We start from the raw sequence: 17,893 nt of genomic DNA on the forward strand, positions 1-17,893 counted from the left end.
GGCCTCCGTTTTACTTGACCGAAAGCTCGGCCAGCACGATAGCGACTAGCAGCGGCCTGGCGTTGGGTCCGACAGGGGCGACGATCTCCGCAGGCCGCAAAGCGGGCACGACCACGGCGCGCCCCGTGGAGAGCGGTACCACGATCTGTCCACGGCGAGGGTCGACACCCGCCAGGCGCAGCGGTCCGCGCAGCATGCGCAGCGATGCATTGGTCGTGCCCGTGCTGCCGAGCGTTGCCACCAGCACCACGTCGTTGGCGTGCGCTGGCTGGTTGGCCAGATCGACGCGCGTGCTGGTACCGGGCTGCAGCGCGAGCACGGACACACGAATCCGGCCCACTTGCCGCGCACGCGGCGCAAGCCGGCGGGCGGCACCCGGCAAGGCCCGTTCCACGGGGCCTACGAGGAGCTTGTCGATCTGCGGAGCGTCGCGCAGCACCTGGATGCGCACCGGCGCAGGAGCCAGGGTTTCGCTGGCTTCGATCGACCGCGTGTAGACGACTTGGGTTTCAAAGCGCGCGCCCGCCGCAGCCACTGCACCGGCCACTTGCTGCAACACCGCCATGCTGGCGAACTGGTCGACGATGGATTCGAGCGCGCCAGGATCCAGCACGCCGTTCCACCGGCCCTCCGGGTCGGATGGCCCAGGTTCTGGCGAACCGGGGTCTGAGGGGCCCGGATCGACGGGGCCTGGGTCTCCTGGGCTGCCAGGGTCCGCAGGTCCGGGGCCACCCGGATCTACCGGCCCAGGATTGATGGGGCCAGTCGGTTCTCCCGGCCCAACAGGGCCAGGGCCGCCGGGGTCCCCCGGGTCGCCGGGGCCGACAGGACCGACCGGGCCGGGCTCGCCAGGATCGACCGGTTCCGGATTTCCTGGCTCGCCAGGTTGGGGGTCGCCCGGCCAGCCTGGGTCGATCGGTTGCGGATCGCCCGGATCAATCGGTTCCGGAGGCGGCGGAACACCCGGATCGCCGAGTGGAATCGGCGGAAAGATGGGTTGGGGACCGTGCGGGAAGAACGGGTCGTCCGGCGGCAGCGAAGGCGGCACGGGAATCGGAAACCAGGGCGGTACGCCGGGAACCGGTACGGGTTGTGGATCGACGGGAATGGGGATGGGAACGGGCACCGGCCCCGGCCCCGGGTTGGGCGGGACAGGCGGAATGGATGGCGGAAAAAGCGGTGGCGGGTTCAACGGCGGCCACACCCATGGCCCGCCGCTCGGGTCATTCGCGACGGGGCCGATGGGCGATGGGGCAATCGGGCCAAAGATGCCTGGCTCAGACACCACGGGCGCCACCGGATGCGCGACCACCGGCCCTACCGCCGGATTGACCTGTACCGGCACGCGGCCTCCGGCGCCCAGGAGATGCGAGGCGATGGCTGCACCGAGGACATCGCTGGCGCGCTTGCCGAGCGTGTTGGACAGCGCGGTATGAATCGCGTTGCCTACGTTCGGATCGGTGGTCTGCGTCTTGAGCTGTGTGACGAGACTGGCGAGCAATTCGCGCTCGCGCTCGGAGAGCACACCCGGATGCGTCGATAGGTCTGCGCCAAGAGCACGCAGCAGATCGGATGATCCGGAGTTGGAAGGCTGGTCAGGCATGGCGCGATCCTCCGGCAATGGCCGTGGTCGTGCCCATGCACCATCCCACCCCACTGCAAGGCGTGCCGCTTCCTATTGCGTGCTACTGCGGCCCGATGGCCGGTTGGGCGGCTTGCGCAATGGCATCTAAGGTCACGGCGCGCACTTCAGCAAGCGCAGGAAAGCCCTTTCATGCGTCTATTTTTTTAACTCTCATTGAAAGCGCGAAACATGAAGCGAACGCTGAGTTCTTCATGCGACGCGCTATCCAGTCGGCCCCGCGCTACAGCAATGCAGCCAGCCGCGTGCCTTGGTCGATCGCACGTTTGGCATCGAGCTCAAGCGCTTCATCTGCGCCACCGATGATGTGCACTTTTGCCCCGCCAGCCTGCAGCGGTTCAACGAGTTCTCGCAGCGGCTCTTGCCCTGCGCACAGCACGATGGAATCGACCGGCAGCCATTCGGCCGCTTCGCGTTTTTCGCCGTAGCTTACGAGCAGGCCTTCGTCGCCGATGCGCTCGTAGTTGACGCCGCCCACCATGCGCACCCCCAGGTTTTTCAGGCTTGTGCGATGAATCCAGCCGGTGGTCTTGCCCAGTCCACCGCCGAGTTTGCCGGCGCGCCGCTGCAGCAGGACGATGTCGCGCGCGGGTGTTTGCGGTTCGGGGCGGATGCCATCCACACCGCCACGCACTTCGGTCGGATCTCCCACACCCCATTCGGCGCGCCACGTTTGCAGATCCAGCGTGGGCGAGTGGCCGTCAAGCGCGAGGAATTCCGCCACGTCAAAACCGATGCCACCCGCACCGACAATCGCCACGCGTTTGCCCACCGGCTTGCGATGGCGCAGCACATCGATGTACGACAGCACGCTCGGATGGTCCTGCCCAGGGATCTTCGGATTGCGCGGCGACACGCCCGTCGCGATGATGATCTCGTCGTATTTGCCTGCCAGCAGTTGCTGCGCTTCCACGCGCGCGCCCAGGCGGGGCGTCACGCCGGTGGCCTCAACCCGGCGCTTGAAGTAGCGCAGCATCTCGTGAAATTCTTCCTTGCCCGGGATCGTCTTGGCCATGTTCAACTGGCCGCCGAGTTCAGGGGCTGCATCGAAGAGATCGACCGCGTGCCCGCGCTCGGCCAGCGTGATGGCTGCCGACAGGCCTGCAGGACCGGCACCCACCACCGCAAAGCGGCGCTTGGCGGGCGTCGGGCGGATGATGAGTTCGGTCTCATGGCATGCGCGCGGGTTGACGAGGCAACTCGCAATCTTGGCCTTGAACGCGTGGTCCAGGCACGCCTGGTTGCAGGCGATGCAGGTGTTGATGTCCTGCGCGCGGTTCGTGGCGGCCTTGCGTACGAAGTCGGCATCGGCCAGCAGCGGCCGCGCCATCGACACCATGTCGGCGCACCCGTCGGCCAGCACGGCCTCTGCCACCTCGGGCGTGTTGATGCGGTTGGACGTCACGAGCGGAATGCCGACTTCGCCCTTCAGCTTCTTGGTGACCCATGCAAACGCTGCGCGCGGCACGCTCGTCGCAATGGTCGGGATGCGCGCCTCGTGCCAGCCGATGCCCGTATTGATGATGGTCGCGCCCGCGCGCTCCACGGCCTTGGCGAGTTGCACGACTTCTTCCCACGAGCTGCCGTCCGGGATCAGGTCGATCATCGACAGGCGATAGATGATGATGAAATCCTTGCCGACGGCTTCGCGCGTGCGTTGGACGATTTCCACGGGCAGGCGCATGCGGTTCGCATAGCTGCCGCCCCAGTCGTCCGTGCGCTTGTTGGTGTGCGTGACGAGAAACTGGTTGATGAAGTAACCCTCGGAACCCATGATCTCGACGCCGTCGTAGCCGGCCTCACGCGCCAGCTGCGCGCAGCGCACGAAGGCGCGGATCTGCCGTTCGATACCGCGCGCTGATAACTCGCGCGGCGTGAACGGGCTGATGGGCGAGCGCAACGCCGTGGGCGCCACCGCAAATGGGTGGTAGCCGTAGCGGCCGGTATGCAGGATCTGCAGGGCGATCTTGCCGCCTTCCTCGTGCACGGCGTTGGTGACCGTGCGGTGGCGGCGTGCGGCGCCATGCGTGGCGAGGCGCCCGGCAAAGGGCTTTGTCCACCCGGCAATGTTGGGTGCGAATCCGCCCGTGACCATCAGGCCGACATCGCCGCGTGCGCGCTCGGCAAAGTAGGCGGCCAGCCGGTCAAAGTGGTTGCCATCTTCCAGACCGGTGTGCATCGAGCCCATCAGCACGCGGTTCTTGAGCGTGGTGAAGCCCAGGTCGAGGGGCTGGAGCAGGTGGGGGTAAGGCGAGGAGGGCGTGGAGGAGGGCATGTCCGGCGCAGGGCACAGGCGCTGCGATGATGTGGAAACGCGCCGGACGGTAGCACCCAAGCGCCCATTGGAACAACAGGGCGGGGTTCTAGATGTGTGGACTGCGTGTCAGGATTTTCCCGACTTCTTCGTGTCGTCTTCCGCGGGCTTGCCGAGCAGGGCTTTCAGGAGTTTGTTCTGGGGAATCGCCTTGCCGGTGCCCTGGCCGGGCTTGCCGGTGCGCTGGCTGCCGCGCTTGATGTTGTTGGCGATCTTGAGGCCCTTGAGTTTTTCGAGGTCTGTTTTCTTCACGATGGGGTCCGCAATGGGATACATGGGCTGCGTGTTACGCTCGGCAGGATACGCGAATTGCCAACCCCCCGGTCCGCCCGCACCCGTTTTTCTGCATTTCTGCTACCGCATTGACCTCGTTCACGCCGCCTGCCACGCCCGTTCCGGACCTGTTCCAGCCCAGCCTGCAAGACTGGACCGAGCAGCCCGCCCAAGCCTTCGAGCACTGGCTCGCCGCACGCGGCTATCGTGAATCGTCGGCGACGGTGTATCGCGCGATGTGGCGCAAATGGCTGCGCTGGGCCGAGTCGCACCAGCGCGCGCTGGCCGATTGGAGTGCCGGCGACATCGCTGCGTTTCTCGACGAGTCGGGCCTGACCAAGCTGCATCGCTACCGCTACGCGCGCCTGATCGAGCGCGTCTTCCATCAGATCGAGCAGCAACGGACTGGCACGCACAACCCTGCAAGCTCTGCGGTGCAGCAGAAGTTGGCCGAAGGCGAGAACGATCCGACCACGTTCCTTTCATTGGCTGAACGTGCGGCAATTGAGGCGTCACTGGAAGTGGGCGCGCAGGCCAGCGAGGCCGCCGTCAACGCCAGCGCGTTCAAGCTGGCGCGCGACCGCGCACTCGTAGCCGTGTGCCATGGCGCGGGGCTGAAAGTCGCGCAGGTGCAATCGCTGCTGCTCCGCCAAGTGGATGATGCGCTGGAGGCGATCACGGTCGAGCGCCCGCGCGGCCCGTCGTACAAGGCGCCCATGCTTGAAGCTGCACGCCCAGCGTTGGCTGCCTGGCTGGCGGTGCGCGCACACGCAGAAGTGCCGGGCGAGCGCGTGTTCGTTGCCGATTCCGGCGGGCGCGTCATGCACGCCGCGTCGGTGTACCGGCGCGTGGAGGCATGGCTGGCCGCGTTGCCGGCGTTGCTGCACCGCAGCGAGCGGCTGTCACCTCAGACGCTGCGCAACGGCTACACCGCCGCGCTGTTCGACGCAGGCGCGGACCCTGCTGAGGTGGGGTACGCACTGGGCCTGCGCGATGCGACTTCGGCATGGCGTCTGCGCGCCGCCTATGCTGAGTGGCAGGCGGCTGCCCATCCCGACGGCCAGCCGTAGTGCCTTTGGACAACAAGGGCTGCAAACTGCCCGCGAGCCGTTGGCAGGCTTTGTTATGATCGCGCTGTTTTGCGCGCTGCGGAGCAGGTCGGCGCAGCGTAGAACGACGATGCCGGGTTCAAACCGGCACACTGGCTCTCTCCTTCCTCGATACCTCGCACCCCATGACAGAAACCATTCTGCTGACCGGCGCTACCGGCTACATCGCCTCGCACACCTGGGTTGAACTGCTGGATGCGGGCTACCAGGTGATCGGCCTCGACAACTTCTGCAACAGCAGTTCGACTGTGCTGTCCCGCATCGAGCAGATCACCGCCAAGACGCCGAAGTTCGTGCAGGGCGATGTGCGTGACCGGCGCCTGCTCGACGACCTGTTTGCCAGTTCCCGCATCTCGGCCGTCATCCACTTTGCGGCGCTCAAGTCGGTGGGCGAATCGGTACAGAAACCGCTGGCCTATTACGACAACAATATGGGCGGGCTGGTCACGCTGTGCGCGGCCATGGCGCATGCGAATGTGCGCCAGCTGGTGTTCAGCTCGTCGGCAACGGTGTATGGCAATCCGCATACCGTGCCGATTACCGAATCGTTTCCGCTGTCGGCCACCAACCCGTATGGGCAGACCAAGGTGATGGGCGAGCAGGTCCTGCGCGATCAGGAGATTTCCAATGCCGCCTGGCAAATCGCTTATCTGCGCTATTTCAACCCGGTGGGGGCGCACCACAGCGGCCTGATCGGCGAAGACCCGCGCGGCATCCCCAACAATCTGATGCCGTATGTGGCCCAGGTGGCAGTCGGCAAGCGAGAGAAGCTCTCTATTTACGGCGGCGACTGGCCGACGCCCGACGGCACGGGCGTGCGCGACTACATCCACGTGGTGGATCTTGCGCGCGGCCATTTGTCGGCGCTCGACACCCTGCGCCGGGACAACCGCGGCTTTACCGTCAACCTCGGCACGGGCCGTGGATACTCGGTTCTGGAAGTTGTGGAGGCTTATAAGCGCGCCAGCGGCAAGCCGGTGCCGTATCAGATCGTGGACCGCCGCCCCGGCGATATTGCAGCGTGCTATGCCGATCCGGCACTGGCGGCCTCGCTCCTGGGGTGGCGCGCGCAATACGGCATCGAGCGCATGTGTGAAGACTCATGGCGTTGGCAGAGCATGAATCCGGACGGCTTCCAGACCCGTGGTTGATTCATTGAACGGCTCGAACCAACAGGAGACGCTCCCTCGTGGATGAGGCGTTCATCGCTCACCTGATCAGTGCGCTGGCGCGCGCATTGTTGCCTGCGTTGCTGCCATTTGTCGTGGCATGCGGCGCGGGCAGCTTGCTGCTGCGTTTGCTAGACGACTTGCGCAGTGCTACGGCCTCGCGCACACGCGTGCCGCTTGTCATGACAGCGCTGTTCTCGGCGGTCGGGCTGTGGGCGGTGCCGCTGCTGCCGCTGCTTGCGCATTGGCCTCTGCACGAAGACACCGCCGTGCTTGTGATGACGCTGGCCTCGTTCTGCTGGAGTCTGGCCGTTGCGGCGCTGTGGTGCGTGCTGGGCGGGCGTGCAGGCCTGGTGCGCGCCATGTTGCTCGGCGTGTTGCTGAGCGTGAGCGGGCCGGTGGCGGTGCTGCTGCTGGCGGGCGTGACGAGCTTCAGCGCCACCGCCTGGGAAGACGCTGGGCTGCTCGGCATCGTCATGGTGCTGTCGGCGGTGGCGTGTGCGGCCGCGCTGCAGTTTGCGTTTTCGGCGCGCTCGGGGGCGACTGGGGTGGCGGTACGCCGCCCAGGCGTCAGTCTGTTTGTGAGCGTGCTGTTTGGCATCGCCTTGACGGTGGATGCGGTGTACACGGCGTCGCTCGCCGGCTCGTTTTCGACGCTTTCCGCTATGCCCCGCAACGCGCCTGCAGGCTTGCAGTTGCTGCTGGTAATTGGCGCGGTTGCAACGGTGCTCGCTGCTTTCCTGCTGGGATATCGGGATCGCGCTACTGGCGACACCGCCGCCGCCATCGCGACGCGCGAAATTCGTCTGCGCAAGGAAACCGTACAGGCACTCAACGACCTGGAGCAGAGCTACCGTCGTCGCGAAGCAGAACTCGTTGCACGCCACCAACTGCTGCTCGACGGTGCAGATGTTGGCCTCTGGGAGTTCGATCTGGTCACGCGCGCAGCGCAGTTTTCCGCGCGCTTTGCCGGCATGCTCGGCTACACGCTCAAGGAGATCGGCCCAAGCACGAGCGAGTATCTCCGCCTGGTGTATCCGGATGATTTGCCCATGGTGCTTAATCGCATCCAGGCGCACGTTGACGGCAACACGCCGGCGTACGTGGCGGAATTCCGTATGCGGCACAAGGATGGCAGCTATCGCCAGATTGCCGCGCACGGCGTGGCAGTGCGTGACGCCGGTGGCCATGCCGTGCGCATGGCAGGGTCGCATATCGAGGTGGCAGCAAAGGTGGCCTCGGCAGAATTTGCCGTGGCGTCTTCTTCAGCCTCCGTCGACGCACCCGAAACGCTGCGTCGCCATGGCTTGTGGGAATCCTGGACGCCTGTCGATCATCCGGCTGCTGAGGCTGCCGCACCGCAAACGGCATCGACATCCACGCCCGTGCCCGCCACGACGTCCACGGGCGGCACGCTTCCCAGCATCAATCCTGACGCCTTGCGCTAAGGCGTCTTCTTTTTCTCTCCCTTCCTCAGTAGCGAACTGGCACTTGAGTGCATGTCCTACTCAAGTTTTTCGCATTTGTGTTCGATAGCTCAAGCAGAGCGCGTGTAATCGCGCCAGGGGAGCGCCGCGAACAGCACCTGTGCCATGCGCGGACACAAGAAACGCTTGGAGGGAAGGAAGATGAATCGACTCACGCTTCGTCAGAAGCTGTGGCTGCCGCTCGTCCTGAGTTGGCTGTGCCTGCTTGTCATTACATTGTGGAGTGCATGGGGCGCGCGCACCGTACGAATGGAAGAGCGGCAACGCGATCTCCAGAACGTCAGCGCAACAGCGTTCAGCGTCATCAAGGAATACGCCCAGCTGGCGCAGGACGGCAAGATGACGGTGGACGAGGCGAAGGCCCAGGCCATCGCGCGGCTGAAAGACATGCGCTATGGCACAGACGGCTACTTCTCGCTGTCCAGAACCGACACCGTGTCGGTTATGCATCCGATCAAGCCCGAGATGGTCGGCAAGAATATGTCCGGTGCAACGGATCCGGAAGGCAAGCACCTGTTCGTCGACATTGCGCAAACAGCCAAGGCGGGCGGTGGGTTCGTGCGCTATCTGTGGCCCAAACCCGGTAGCGACAAGGCTGAACCCAAGCTGACCTACGTCTCGTATTACCAGCCTTGGGATTGGTCGATGACGACGGGGCTGTATATCGACGATGTCGATGCGGCGTTCCGCGCCTCGCTGATCCAGTCGCTGGGCTTGCTGTTCGGTATTGGCCTGCTGATGACCGTGGTTGTAGTGTCCGTGACGCGTGGCTTGCAACGTCAGTTGGGCGGTGAACCGGCTTATGCCGCAGACATTGCCGCGCGCATCGCCAGTGGTGATCTGGCGTTGCGGGTGCAGACCCGCCCCGGCGATCGTGACAGTATGCTTTTCGCCATGTCGCAGATGCAGCAGCAGCTGACCGGCACGATTGGCGACATCAAGAACTCGGCGGATTCCATTGCCAGCGCCACCAAGCAGATTGCCGCCGGCAATGCCGACCTGTCGCAGCGCACGGAGCAGCAGGCGTCGTCGCTGGAGGAAACGGCGTCGAGCATGGAAGAACTGACGAGCATCGTGAAGCAGAACGCCGACAACGCACGTCAGGCGAGCACGCTGGCCGTCAACGCCTCGGATATTGCCGTCAAGGGCGGCGAGGTGGTCGGGCGCGTGGTTGAGACCATGTCCGGCATCAACGAAAGCAGCAAGAAGATTGCCGACATCATCGGCGTGATCGAGGGCATCGCCTTCCAGACCAACATCTTGGCGCTGAACGCTGCGGTGGAGGCTGCCCGCGCGGGCGAGCAGGGCCGTGGCTTTGCCGTGGTGGCGGGCGAGGTGCGCAGCCTGGCGCAACGCTCAGCGAGCGCTGCCAAGGAGATCAAGGAGCTGATCGGCGATTCGGTGGGCCGTGTGCAGAACGGCTCGGCACTCGTAGAAGAGGCGGGCGTGGTGATCCAGGACGTGGTGACTGCCGTGAAGCGTGTGACCGACATCATGGGCGAGATTTCTGCGGCGTCTGAGGAGCAGAGTTCCGGCATCGAACAGGTCAACCAGGCCGTCAATCAAATGGACGAAGTGACGCAACAGAATGCCGCGCTTGTGGAACAGGCGGCCGCGGCCGCGCTGTCGCTGGAAGAGCAGGCGCAATTGTTGCGCACGGCAGTGGGACGCTTCCAGGTGTAACTGCGTCGGACGTCAGTCGCGCAGAAATGCAAAAGGCCGGCAAATCCGCCGGCCTTTCTCTTTTGTGGTTTCCGGCGCGCCTCTTTGTGCGGGCTCGGAATGCTGCGCATGAAGCGCTGCTCAGGCGACCAGAAAATCCTCCATCTTCCGGCCCGACGACAACTCCTTTACCAGCCAGCCCGGGCGCTTGCCACGACCCGTCCAGGTATTGCCGTTGTTGTCGCGATAACGCACCGGCACCTTGCGACCGGCCTTCTTCGAGGCCACGGCGCCCTTGGCGCCAAAACCGAGGTCTTCGGCGGTCAGGCCGTATTCCACGATCTTGTGCTTGATTTCAGCGATCACCGTCGCTTGTTCATTTGCCCGGAGTTCATCGGCTTGGCGCTGCAGTTCAGAGATCTTCTGAACGATTTCCTTGTAAGTCGGCATTATGGATTCCTCAACTTTGCAATTGAAACATGGGCACGCTCCCCGTAGCCCACGGCATTATAACGACTTTGCAGGTGAGAATTGAATTTCGTTAAGACCTCATGTCAACGGCGTGGATTTTCCGCCGCACTGCGCTTTGCGCAAACCTGCATGGGACGGGCGTTTGCGCGATGTGTCGAAATCGTAAACATATGAACCATTGCAAAGCCATTGGGCCGCATTGCAATCAAGCCAGTGCACCAACTCCGCAATCCCAACTCAATTCCTTTCTTATGTGACTGCTTCATTGCTTCGGCAATCGCATCAACTCTTCGCCAATATTTCCGAATATGAAGGTGAAAGGTTCACGAAAGGTTGTCTCGAATACATCAAAACGGCGCATTTTCTGTGCCGCCTATTCGAGGCTCCTGTTCAGGCGTATTCGATTCCAAGTAACCCCTGAAAGTCCTTGGCCGGCATCGGACGGGCGAGCAGATAGCCTTGCACCTGATCGCATTGCAGATTTACCAGAGCCTGCATTTGCGCTTCGGTTTCAACGCCTTCTGCGACCACGGTCATGTCCAGCGAATGCGCCATCGCGCAAATGGCGCGAATGATGGCAGCCGCCTCGGCCGGGTTGTCGTCGAGCGCAGAGACGAACGCGCGGTCGATCTTGATCTGCTGGGCGCGAAAGCGCTGCAGATAACTGAGGCTGGAATAACCGGTGCCGAAATCGTCGATGGCCACCTCAAAGCCGAGCGACTGGATCTGACGGATGACCGCAATGCTCTGGCCGGCATCGCGCATGGCCGCCGTCTCGGTAATCTCGAACATCAACCGATGCGCGGCAACCTGATAACGATGCAGGATCTGCGACAGACGCTGCACAAGATCCGGCTGCTGGAATTGCCGTGGCGAGAGGTTGACGGCAATGCGCTGAGGCGACATGCCGATGGCATCCCAATGCATGATCTGGCGGCAGACTTCTTCGACCACCCAATCGCCAAGTTCGACGATCGTGCCGGTGCGTTCAGCCAGCGGGATGAACTCCGCAGGCGATACAGGGCCCAGCTCCGGATGGTTCCAGCGCAGTAATGCTTCAGCGCCGGTCATGGCCTGCGTGCGCGCATCGTACTTCGGCTGGTAGTAGACCGAGAGTTGCCCGTTGAGGGCCGCATGCGAAAGCGCTCGTTGGATTTGCAGCACGCGGTGCGCGGTGGTATTCAGGCGCGGCTCGAAGAAACGGTAGGCGTTGCCGGTGGACTGCTTGCAATCGAACATGGCCGTGTCGGCGTGTTCAAGCAGCGTGTCTGCCGTCGCGCCGTTGTGCGGATGGACGACCACGCCAATGCTGGCGGTCGCGCGCAGGCGCCGGCCTTCCACTTCCACCGATTCACGCAGGCGGAACAGCAGCTTGTCACCGATGGTGGCGGCAGCTTCGGGCAGTGCCAGACCTTCAACAAGGATGCCGAATTCGTCGCCGCCAAGCCGTGCCACGGTGTCTTCGCCGCGAATGGCCTGTCGCAGGCGCTCGGCGATGATCTGCAGCACACGGTCGCCGGCGTTGCGGCCGTATTGGTCGTTGATCTGACCGAAGTTGTCGAGATCCAGATAGAAGAGGGCAAACGGACGTCCGCGCCGCGTGGACGACAGAATTGCCGCCTCTAATGCTTCGCGCAGATGCAGGCGGTTTGGCAGACCGGTCAGCGTGTCATGGAGTTGAGGCCGGGGCGTCTGACTTGCCACGCGCGCCAGCGATGCTTCCAGGTGCGCCTGCGCCGAGTCGACGCGGGTTTCAAGCATCATCAGCGCAGCATGCAAGCCCAGCGCGATCAACACACCGCCGGCGCTGAGCATGATGATGGGCACGATATGCATCGCCGACTCGTCGACCGGCCATGCGGCGGCGCCTGGCCACAGTGCAAGCGACAGCACAGCCGTTGTGGCCAGCACGGCAGCAGCACGTGCGCGCAAACCCACGGCGGCGCGGCGCTGGGCCGCAGGCATATGAAACGCCATGCACATCGCCAGGCACACGCCTGCGCCGAGCACCAGCGCGCCGCCGCCCCAGCCAAGCAGGGCGCGGCGCAGCGGCAAGGCCTCGTCATGCGCCCAGGGGCGTGTCAGATACAGCTCCATCGTCAACAAACCGATGCCAAGCGCCACGGCCGCCATGGCAATGCTGCGTCGTTGCGGAGCCTGTGCGCCATTGGAGGACGACGTGTCCGGCAGCACGATAGAGAAAGCCGCCAGCGATGCTGCCAGCGCCGTCATGAGTGTCGCCGCTATCGGCGCGGAAATGGGCGTGCCGACCTGCCGATGCAAGCCAAGCTGGCCGAGCCAAAGCCCCGACCACAACCCCATGCCAAGAATGACCGCGCAGGCGATGCGCCAGTTGCGGCGTTTTGCGATCGTCGAACCCCCCGGCAGACGTGTCGCAGCGTCCAGTGCGGCAAACGTGGTCAACCCCGTGCTGACCCACGCAAACAGCAGCAGCGCAATATGGAAATCGTTATGCATGCGAGCGCATCCGGCGCGGCCCCCCGATCTACGACCAGCGCCTAGTCTGTGTTTTGCGGCGAGGATAGCGCAAAAACCTGTCGTTTCAGGCCGTGAAAAGGTGCGTTTGTTGCGCGCTATTCACAGAATGCGTCGGGATCATTCGCCGCTACCGCTTGGCATCAGGCAAGCATCACGGCGCCACGCCTGTCTTGAAGGATCGGCAGAAACCGCCGAAACGTGAGCCGGGTATACGCGGATGGCTAGACGCCCGTGATTGGGCGTCCGAACTCAAATGAAGTGGGGAGGAAAATCGCGCGCGCTCAGGCGTTGAGGCGGCCTCGGCGGCGTGAAGCCGGAGTGGCGGCACCTGCACGTTCCAGATCGACGCTGGGCAGCAGATGCAGCAGGCGCACCAGTTCAGACTGCCGGTGTGTGCCGGTCTTGCGCAGGATGTCGCGGATATGCACGCGGACCGTGTGCAGCGAGAGGAATTCGCGCTCGGCAATTTCCTGCAGGGTTTCACCTGCGGCCAGCCGCGCAGCGACGATGCATTCCTTGTTGGTCAGCCCAAAGAGTGAGGCGAGCACGCCGGCGTCCATGACCGAGCGGGCCTCGGAGTTGCCTACCAGCACCAGCGCCAGCGGCGAAGCCCAGGCCGAACGCATTGCATCGGAAGGTGCGAGCGGCGTAGCAATGAAAGGCACCGGGCGGCCATCGCGCGCCAGGTACATCCACGAGCCGGCCGCGCCCTGCACGCCCAGCGACCCCGCGGCATGTTCGATGAGGTTGCGCAGCGCAGTGTCGTGCGTGTGATCTGCTGAGTGTAGAACGCTGCCATCGAGAGACAAACGGTCGTCTTCTGTCGTCATCGTGCGCGCCCAGGCATTGGCGTATTTCACGCGCATGGTGCGTTCGATGACCATCACGCCGAAGTCCAGCGTATCCAGCCCGGCCATGCCGAGTGCGGCGAGTTCGTTCAGCTCCAGATGGCGCTGCTGCATGCGCGCTGCCCGCTGCAGGTGAGGCAGCACGCGCTGCAGGCGGGTCTCGCGCTCAAGGGCGCCGACTTCCGATGCATCGTCCTCGCGCGTGCGCAGGCGCATCGTGACGCGCATGTCCGGCGTGTCGATCAGCGTCATCGATGCCGTCGACGTTTCTTCAGGTTGTGCTGCGCTGAGCAGTTGCGGGTCTTGGCAGAAGGCGTTGCAGTGACCTTGCTGCGGGCAATGCTGACACCAGCCCGACGAAACGCCGTGACGCGGCGTGTCGGTGTGCTTGTCCCAGACGAAATAGTGTGCGCTTTCGGCGCCGGCGTAGACGGAGAGCAGGGCCAGGGCGATCGGCATCTGCGCAGGCTCGAGTACCGCCTCGTAGATGGTATCGACGAGTCGATGGAATTCTGCGTCATCCGATAGACGTTGCAGCATGATGGCCCCCGGTGCGTATTGCGACAACTCAGAGTGCAATCCCTTGCTGTCGGCGTGTTGCGGCGTGATGCCGCCGTCGCTGTAATGATTATTGTTGTTCTGCGCGACTTCTGTGGTAATCGGCAACTCTTTGGAAAAACTTAACATTCCGCTTTCGATGCTCCCAAATTCCAGCGGCGATGTATCCCCCTCTTGAGAGGGGAGTATGGTCGACTTTCAGCGCTGAAAATATAAAAAATATAAAAAATTCGTACACATGTTCATGATCGGCGTGTGTCAGTTGAACTGGTAGGTATAGGCCGCGTTGAACCGCAGGCTGCGCGAGCTTGAGTTGATCGGTTTGTCGCCTACCGGGCGCGCGACTGCTAGGTCCAGCGTGTAATACTTCCGGTCGGAGAACCGCACGCCCAGCGCGATCGACCCGAGCTGATCGTGCACGAGCGTGCCTGCATTCGAATAGACCTTGGCGGTGTCATACAGCACGTAGGGCTGCACGGTCTTCAGGTACTCCATCGATACCTGGAAGGCGCGATTGAGTTCGACCGACGCGCCCCAGCCGCGATCACCCGCCACTTCACCGGCCGGATAGGCGAGGCCGAAGAAGCGCCCGCCAAAGCTGATCTGCTCCGATGACGGCAGCACCGCGCCGCTGTACTGCGCAGCCCCCGACACGACCACGCCAAAACCCAGGGGCAGGTCGTGGGCTTCGCTGGCGGTGATGCGCGTGCGCAAGAAGCTGAGGTCGACGTTGTTGTTGACCGATTTGCCTGCGCCGAGGCTGTTGATGCCTTGGTAAATGCCAAGCGACGCACGGCGCGTTTCACCGGGTTTCACCTCGGTGTACAGCGCTTCGGCGCCGGCCACGCGCACCTTGGCATCCAGTTCAGTTTGAGCAAAACCGGGGTTTTGCGGTGTATAGCGCTGCTTGTCGTCGTTACCGTAGAAAGTGCCCGTTACCGTCAGGTTGCGCGTGTTCGACAGCAGCACCGGATAGCTCAACGACAACCCAAGCCGTTGCGTGTCGGTCAGATATCGCGACTGATAGCCCAGTTGCTCCAGCGGCAGATTCTCGGGCATGCCGCGATAGTGCGACCACGTGAGCTTGGCCAGCAGCCCATCGGTGCCGATCGGCTGCGCCCACGTGGCGGAGTAGAACGTCTCGTGATCCGACCCGCGCGGTTGTAGCGTCGAGACGGTGATCTGCTCACCCAGCGGCGTCACGCTATTGAGCGTGCCCGTGATGATTGCCCGCACACCCGGCGAGCGATATTCGACGCCCGTGCCGATGGTGTACGGCTGGCGCTTCACGTTCAACACGAGTTCGCTCGCGCCATCGGTGGTGGTGGGCGGTTGCACGGTCGCGGTGATCTGCACGCCGGGTTGCAGCGCCAGCACACCGGTCACCCGCTCGAATGTTTCGCGGCGCAAGGGCTTTTCATTCATCAGGCGCTGCGAGACTTCGCGCAGGCGGCCTTCCAGTGGCCCGGGTGTGCCCTCGATGCGCATACGTGCCACGTAGCCTTCCACCACGGTGACGCGCACGACGCCGCCTTCAAACGTTTGTGCCGGCACAAAAGCAAACGAGAGCGGGAAACCGCGGTCGGCATACAGCTTGGTGACATCGTTCGCGGCCTGCAGCAGTTGCGCGACGGTGACGTCATGCCCGGCCAACGGGGCGAAATGCGCGGCGACCTCGGGGAACGGCAGCGTCTTCACGCCTTCGATCTGGAACTTGGTCGGTGTGATATGCGTCGCGAGCAGATTTTCCAGCGCCGGATTCGGCCGCTGCACTTCCACCTGGATCTTCTGCTGGGGCGGGCGGGAGGTATCGACTTTGGGAAGCGTGTCGATCGGGTTGCCTTGGGTGGGGCTGCTCTGGGCCCAGCTCAGTGCCGGGCCGGTCAGTGCTACGCCTGTGGCCAGGGCCAACCGCATGGTGGTGGTCCGCACGCCTGTCTCCTCCGTGGTTTTCGTTTGTGGTGTCGCGAAGCCGTGCAGCCGCGCGTTGCATCAAACGATAACCGCGAGACATGGTGCTTTACAACAAGACACATAGAGGGAGCGTTCACGCGACGCAACGGCCCAGGTAAATACTGGGATGCATCGGTGCGTGGCAGCCAGCCCAACAACGATGCCGCGTTGCGCGGCATCAGTGCGTTTGAAACGTGACATCGGCGGACTGGCGTGATAGCCGGTCCGCCGAAGCGTGGCTCGTTGATCAGTGGCGCGTGCCGCCGAGTGCGGTGCCCACCGTGCCCAGCAGGCCGCCCACCGCGCCAGTGACCGGCGACAGCGGTGTTGCCGCACCAGCCGACGTCAGACCCGTGCCCACCGTGGTAACCACGTTGCCGACCGGTGCTGTGATTGTGCCGACGGGGCCGAGGGGGTTGGAGCCGCCCGCGCCGCCGAGACCACCAAGTGCGCCGGTGATCGGAGCAAGCGGGTTGCTGCCACCCGTCGAACCACCCAGGCCGCCCAGCAGGCCGGTGATCGGCGCCAGCGGGTTGGAGCCACCGGCACCGCCGAGGCCGCCGAGCGCGCCAGTGATCGGAGCGAGCGGGTTGCTGCCACCCGTCGAACCACCGAGGCCACCCAGCAAGCCCGTGATCGGCGCCAGCGGGTTGGAGCCACCGGCACCGCCGAGGCCGCCGAGTGCACCCGTGATCGGAGCGAGTGGGTTGCTGCCACCCGTTGCGCCACCCAGACCGCCCAGCAGGCCGGTGATCGGGGCAAGCGGGTTGCCGCCCGATGCCGTCGGCGAATAGACAACGCCGCCCAGCGCGGCAACCGTGTTGCCCGTGGCCGTCACCACGCCACCGAGGCCGCTCACCACCGGAACATTGGCCGCAGTGAGCGTGGTGCCGCCGTTGGCCACCGCGCCGCCAATCGTGCCCAGCAGCGTATTTGCCGGCGCACCGAGGCCCGTGGCCGCGCCCAGCGTCTGCGTCCCGCTGGTGATCTGGGAAGTCAACGGCACGATGGCCGTGCTCAGTTGCTGCGTGAGTTGTTCCACCGGGCCGGTCGACAGGGCCGTGCCCAGCGTGCCGCCGCCGTTGGCAACCGCCTGGCCGACTTGCGTGACCACGCCAGCCAGCGGCGTCGTCACCGGGGCCAGCGGCGCCAGCGGGCCCGTGCCCAGGTTGTTAACCAGCGTGCCGGCGCTCGTGACCGTGTTGCCCGCGCCGGTCACCACATTACCGAGGCTGGAAACCGTTGTGCCGACCGGGTTGGCGTTGCGGCCGATGCTGCCCAGGCCGTTCTGTACGCCAGTGCCCAGCGCTGAGACCGTCGCGCCAGCATTTTCAACCACACCGCCCAGGCCGCTTTGCACGCCGCTCAGTTGCGAGGGCAACGGTGCGGTGGCGATGGTGTTGCCCAGGCCGCTCACGGTCGAGCCGGCTGCCGTGACGATGCCGCCTGCATTGTTCAGGACGGCGCCACTCGGGGTCAGCGGCGCAGGTGCCGGCGTCGGAGTGGGGCTCGGGGACGGAGAAGGCGACGGCGAGGGGGAGGGCGACGGGGACGGTGCCGGCGAAGGCGTTGGCGTTGAACCGCCACCGTTGTTATTCGAGCCGCCGCCGTTCGAGCCGCCCAACGAGCTGCCGAGATCGCCGGAGCCGGAGCTGGCGCAACCACCCAAAACCAACAGGCTTGCCATGGTGGCGGCCAGGCACTTGATGTTCTTATTCATGATGGATCTCCCGTTTTAAAAAGTCCGCTTTAGTCAGCTGGAAAAAGTCTCACTGTTGATGTGAGGTGGCCGGACTCTGCAAACGGTGTGCCATGTCACGATTATTACGCAATGCGTAATGGGGTCTGTGAATTTGCCGCGTTTGCCTCAATAAAAATGGAGAGATTGTGGAAACTAACCAGAATGCG

Annotated in this window: 12 protein-coding genes; 4 read left to right on the top strand and 8 right to left on the bottom strand. The window is 64.1% G+C overall.

All coding sequences use genetic code 11. The features are described from left to right. Positions 1-10: 10 nt before the first annotated feature. From ACEN9T_RS01620 to ACEN9T_RS01630, 3 genes are all read right to left on the bottom strand, one after another. Positions 11-1,603 (bottom strand): hypothetical protein, encoded by a 1,593-nt coding sequence (locus ACEN9T_RS01620; RefSeq protein WP_413706223.1) that lies wholly within the window; start codon positions 1,601-1,603, stop codon positions 11-13. Between the two features lie 262 nt (positions 1,604-1,865). Then, on the bottom strand, positions 1,866-3,917 hold the full coding sequence (locus ACEN9T_RS01625) for an FAD-dependent oxidoreductase (protein ID WP_413706224.1): 2,052 nt from the start codon (positions 3,915-3,917) through the stop codon (positions 1,866-1,868). 108 nt (positions 3,918-4,025) lie between these two features. Further along, on the bottom strand, positions 4,026-4,232 hold the full coding sequence (locus ACEN9T_RS01630; RefSeq protein ID WP_092971941.1) for a hypothetical protein: 207 nt from the start codon (positions 4,230-4,232) through the stop codon (positions 4,026-4,028). A gap of 86 nt (positions 4,233-4,318) precedes the next feature. Between ACEN9T_RS01630 and ACEN9T_RS01635 the strand changes: the two genes are divergently transcribed. The 4 genes from ACEN9T_RS01635 (at position 4,319) to ACEN9T_RS01650 (ending at position 9,677) form a co-directional block, all read left to right on the top strand. After that, on the top strand, positions 4,319-5,299 hold the full coding sequence (locus ACEN9T_RS01635; RefSeq protein ID WP_413706225.1) for a tyrosine-type recombinase/integrase: 981 nt from the start codon (positions 4,319-4,321) through the stop codon (positions 5,297-5,299). Positions 5,300-5,463: 164 nt separating this feature from the next. Next, entirely contained in the window at positions 5,464-6,489 is a 1,026-nt protein-coding gene (gene galE, locus ACEN9T_RS01640; protein WP_413706226.1) for a UDP-glucose 4-epimerase GalE, read from the top strand. A 38-nt stretch (positions 6,490-6,527) separates the two neighbouring features. Next, complete coding sequence (locus tag ACEN9T_RS01645) at positions 6,528-7,955, top strand: PAS domain-containing protein (protein WP_092971938.1); 1,428 nt, start codon at positions 6,528-6,530, stop codon at positions 7,953-7,955. A 180-nt stretch (positions 7,956-8,135) separates the two neighbouring features. Then, entirely contained in the window at positions 8,136-9,677 is a 1,542-nt protein-coding gene (locus ACEN9T_RS01650; RefSeq protein WP_092971937.1) for a methyl-accepting chemotaxis protein, read from the top strand. Positions 9,678-9,797: 120 nt separating this feature from the next. On the opposite strand, the gene ACEN9T_RS01655 is transcribed toward ACEN9T_RS01650, so the two are convergent. The 5 genes from ACEN9T_RS01655 to ACEN9T_RS01675 form a co-directional block, all read right to left on the bottom strand. Then, a complete protein-coding gene (locus ACEN9T_RS01655) occupies positions 9,798-10,106 on the bottom strand; it encodes an H-NS family nucleoid-associated regulatory protein (protein ID WP_004627393.1) in 309 nt (102 codons plus the stop codon). Positions 10,107-10,517: 411 nt separating this feature from the next. Then, positions 10,518-12,605, bottom strand: coding sequence for a putative bifunctional diguanylate cyclase/phosphodiesterase (locus tag ACEN9T_RS01660; RefSeq protein WP_413706227.1), 2,088 nt, complete (start codon positions 12,603-12,605; stop codon positions 10,518-10,520). Between the two features lie 302 nt (positions 12,606-12,907). After that, on the bottom strand, positions 12,908-14,161 hold the full coding sequence (locus ACEN9T_RS01665) for a helix-turn-helix transcriptional regulator (RefSeq protein ID WP_092971935.1): 1,254 nt from the start codon (positions 14,159-14,161) through the stop codon (positions 12,908-12,910). Positions 14,162-14,290: 129 nt separating this feature from the next. Continuing rightward, a complete protein-coding gene (locus ACEN9T_RS01670; protein ID WP_413706228.1) occupies positions 14,291-15,964 on the bottom strand; it encodes a ShlB/FhaC/HecB family hemolysin secretion/activation protein in 1,674 nt (557 codons plus the stop codon). A 268-nt stretch (positions 15,965-16,232) separates the two neighbouring features. Next, entirely contained in the window at positions 16,233-17,705 is a 1,473-nt protein-coding gene (locus tag ACEN9T_RS01675; protein WP_092971933.1) for a collagen-like triple helix repeat-containing protein, read from the bottom strand. Positions 17,706-17,893 lie beyond the last annotated feature (188 nt).

Source organism: Ralstonia sp. Ralssp110, from assembly GCF_047325135.1.
Lineage (GTDB): Bacteria > Pseudomonadota > Gammaproteobacteria > Burkholderiales > Burkholderiaceae > Ralstonia > Ralstonia mojiangensis.

Coding starts and splice junctions, on each gene's coding strand:
- ACEN9T_RS01675 (WP_092971933.1), bottom strand. CDS start 17,705: ATGAATAAGAACATCAAGTGCCTGGCCGCCACCATGGCAAGCCTGTTG.
- ACEN9T_RS01630 (WP_092971941.1), bottom strand. CDS start 4,232: ATGTATCCCATTGCGGACCCCATCGTGAAGAAAACAGACCTCGAAAAA.
- galE (WP_413706226.1), top strand. CDS start 5,464: ATGACAGAAACCATTCTGCTGACCGGCGCTACCGGCTACATCGCCTCG.
- ACEN9T_RS01660 (WP_413706227.1), bottom strand. CDS start 12,605: ATGCATAACGATTTCCATATTGCGCTGCTGCTGTTTGCGTGGGTCAGC.
- ACEN9T_RS01625 (WP_413706224.1), bottom strand. CDS start 3,917: ATGCCCTCCTCCACGCCCTCCTCGCCTTACCCCCACCTGCTCCAGCCC.
- ACEN9T_RS01650 (WP_092971937.1), top strand. CDS start 8,136: ATGAATCGACTCACGCTTCGTCAGAAGCTGTGGCTGCCGCTCGTCCTG.
- ACEN9T_RS01620 (WP_413706223.1), bottom strand. CDS start 1,603: ATGCCTGACCAGCCTTCCAACTCCGGATCATCCGATCTGCTGCGTGCT.
- ACEN9T_RS01655 (WP_004627393.1), bottom strand. CDS start 10,106: ATGCCGACTTACAAGGAAATCGTTCAGAAGATCTCTGAACTGCAGCGC.
- ACEN9T_RS01665 (WP_092971935.1), bottom strand. CDS start 14,161: ATGTTAAGTTTTTCCAAAGAGTTGCCGATTACCACAGAAGTCGCGCAG.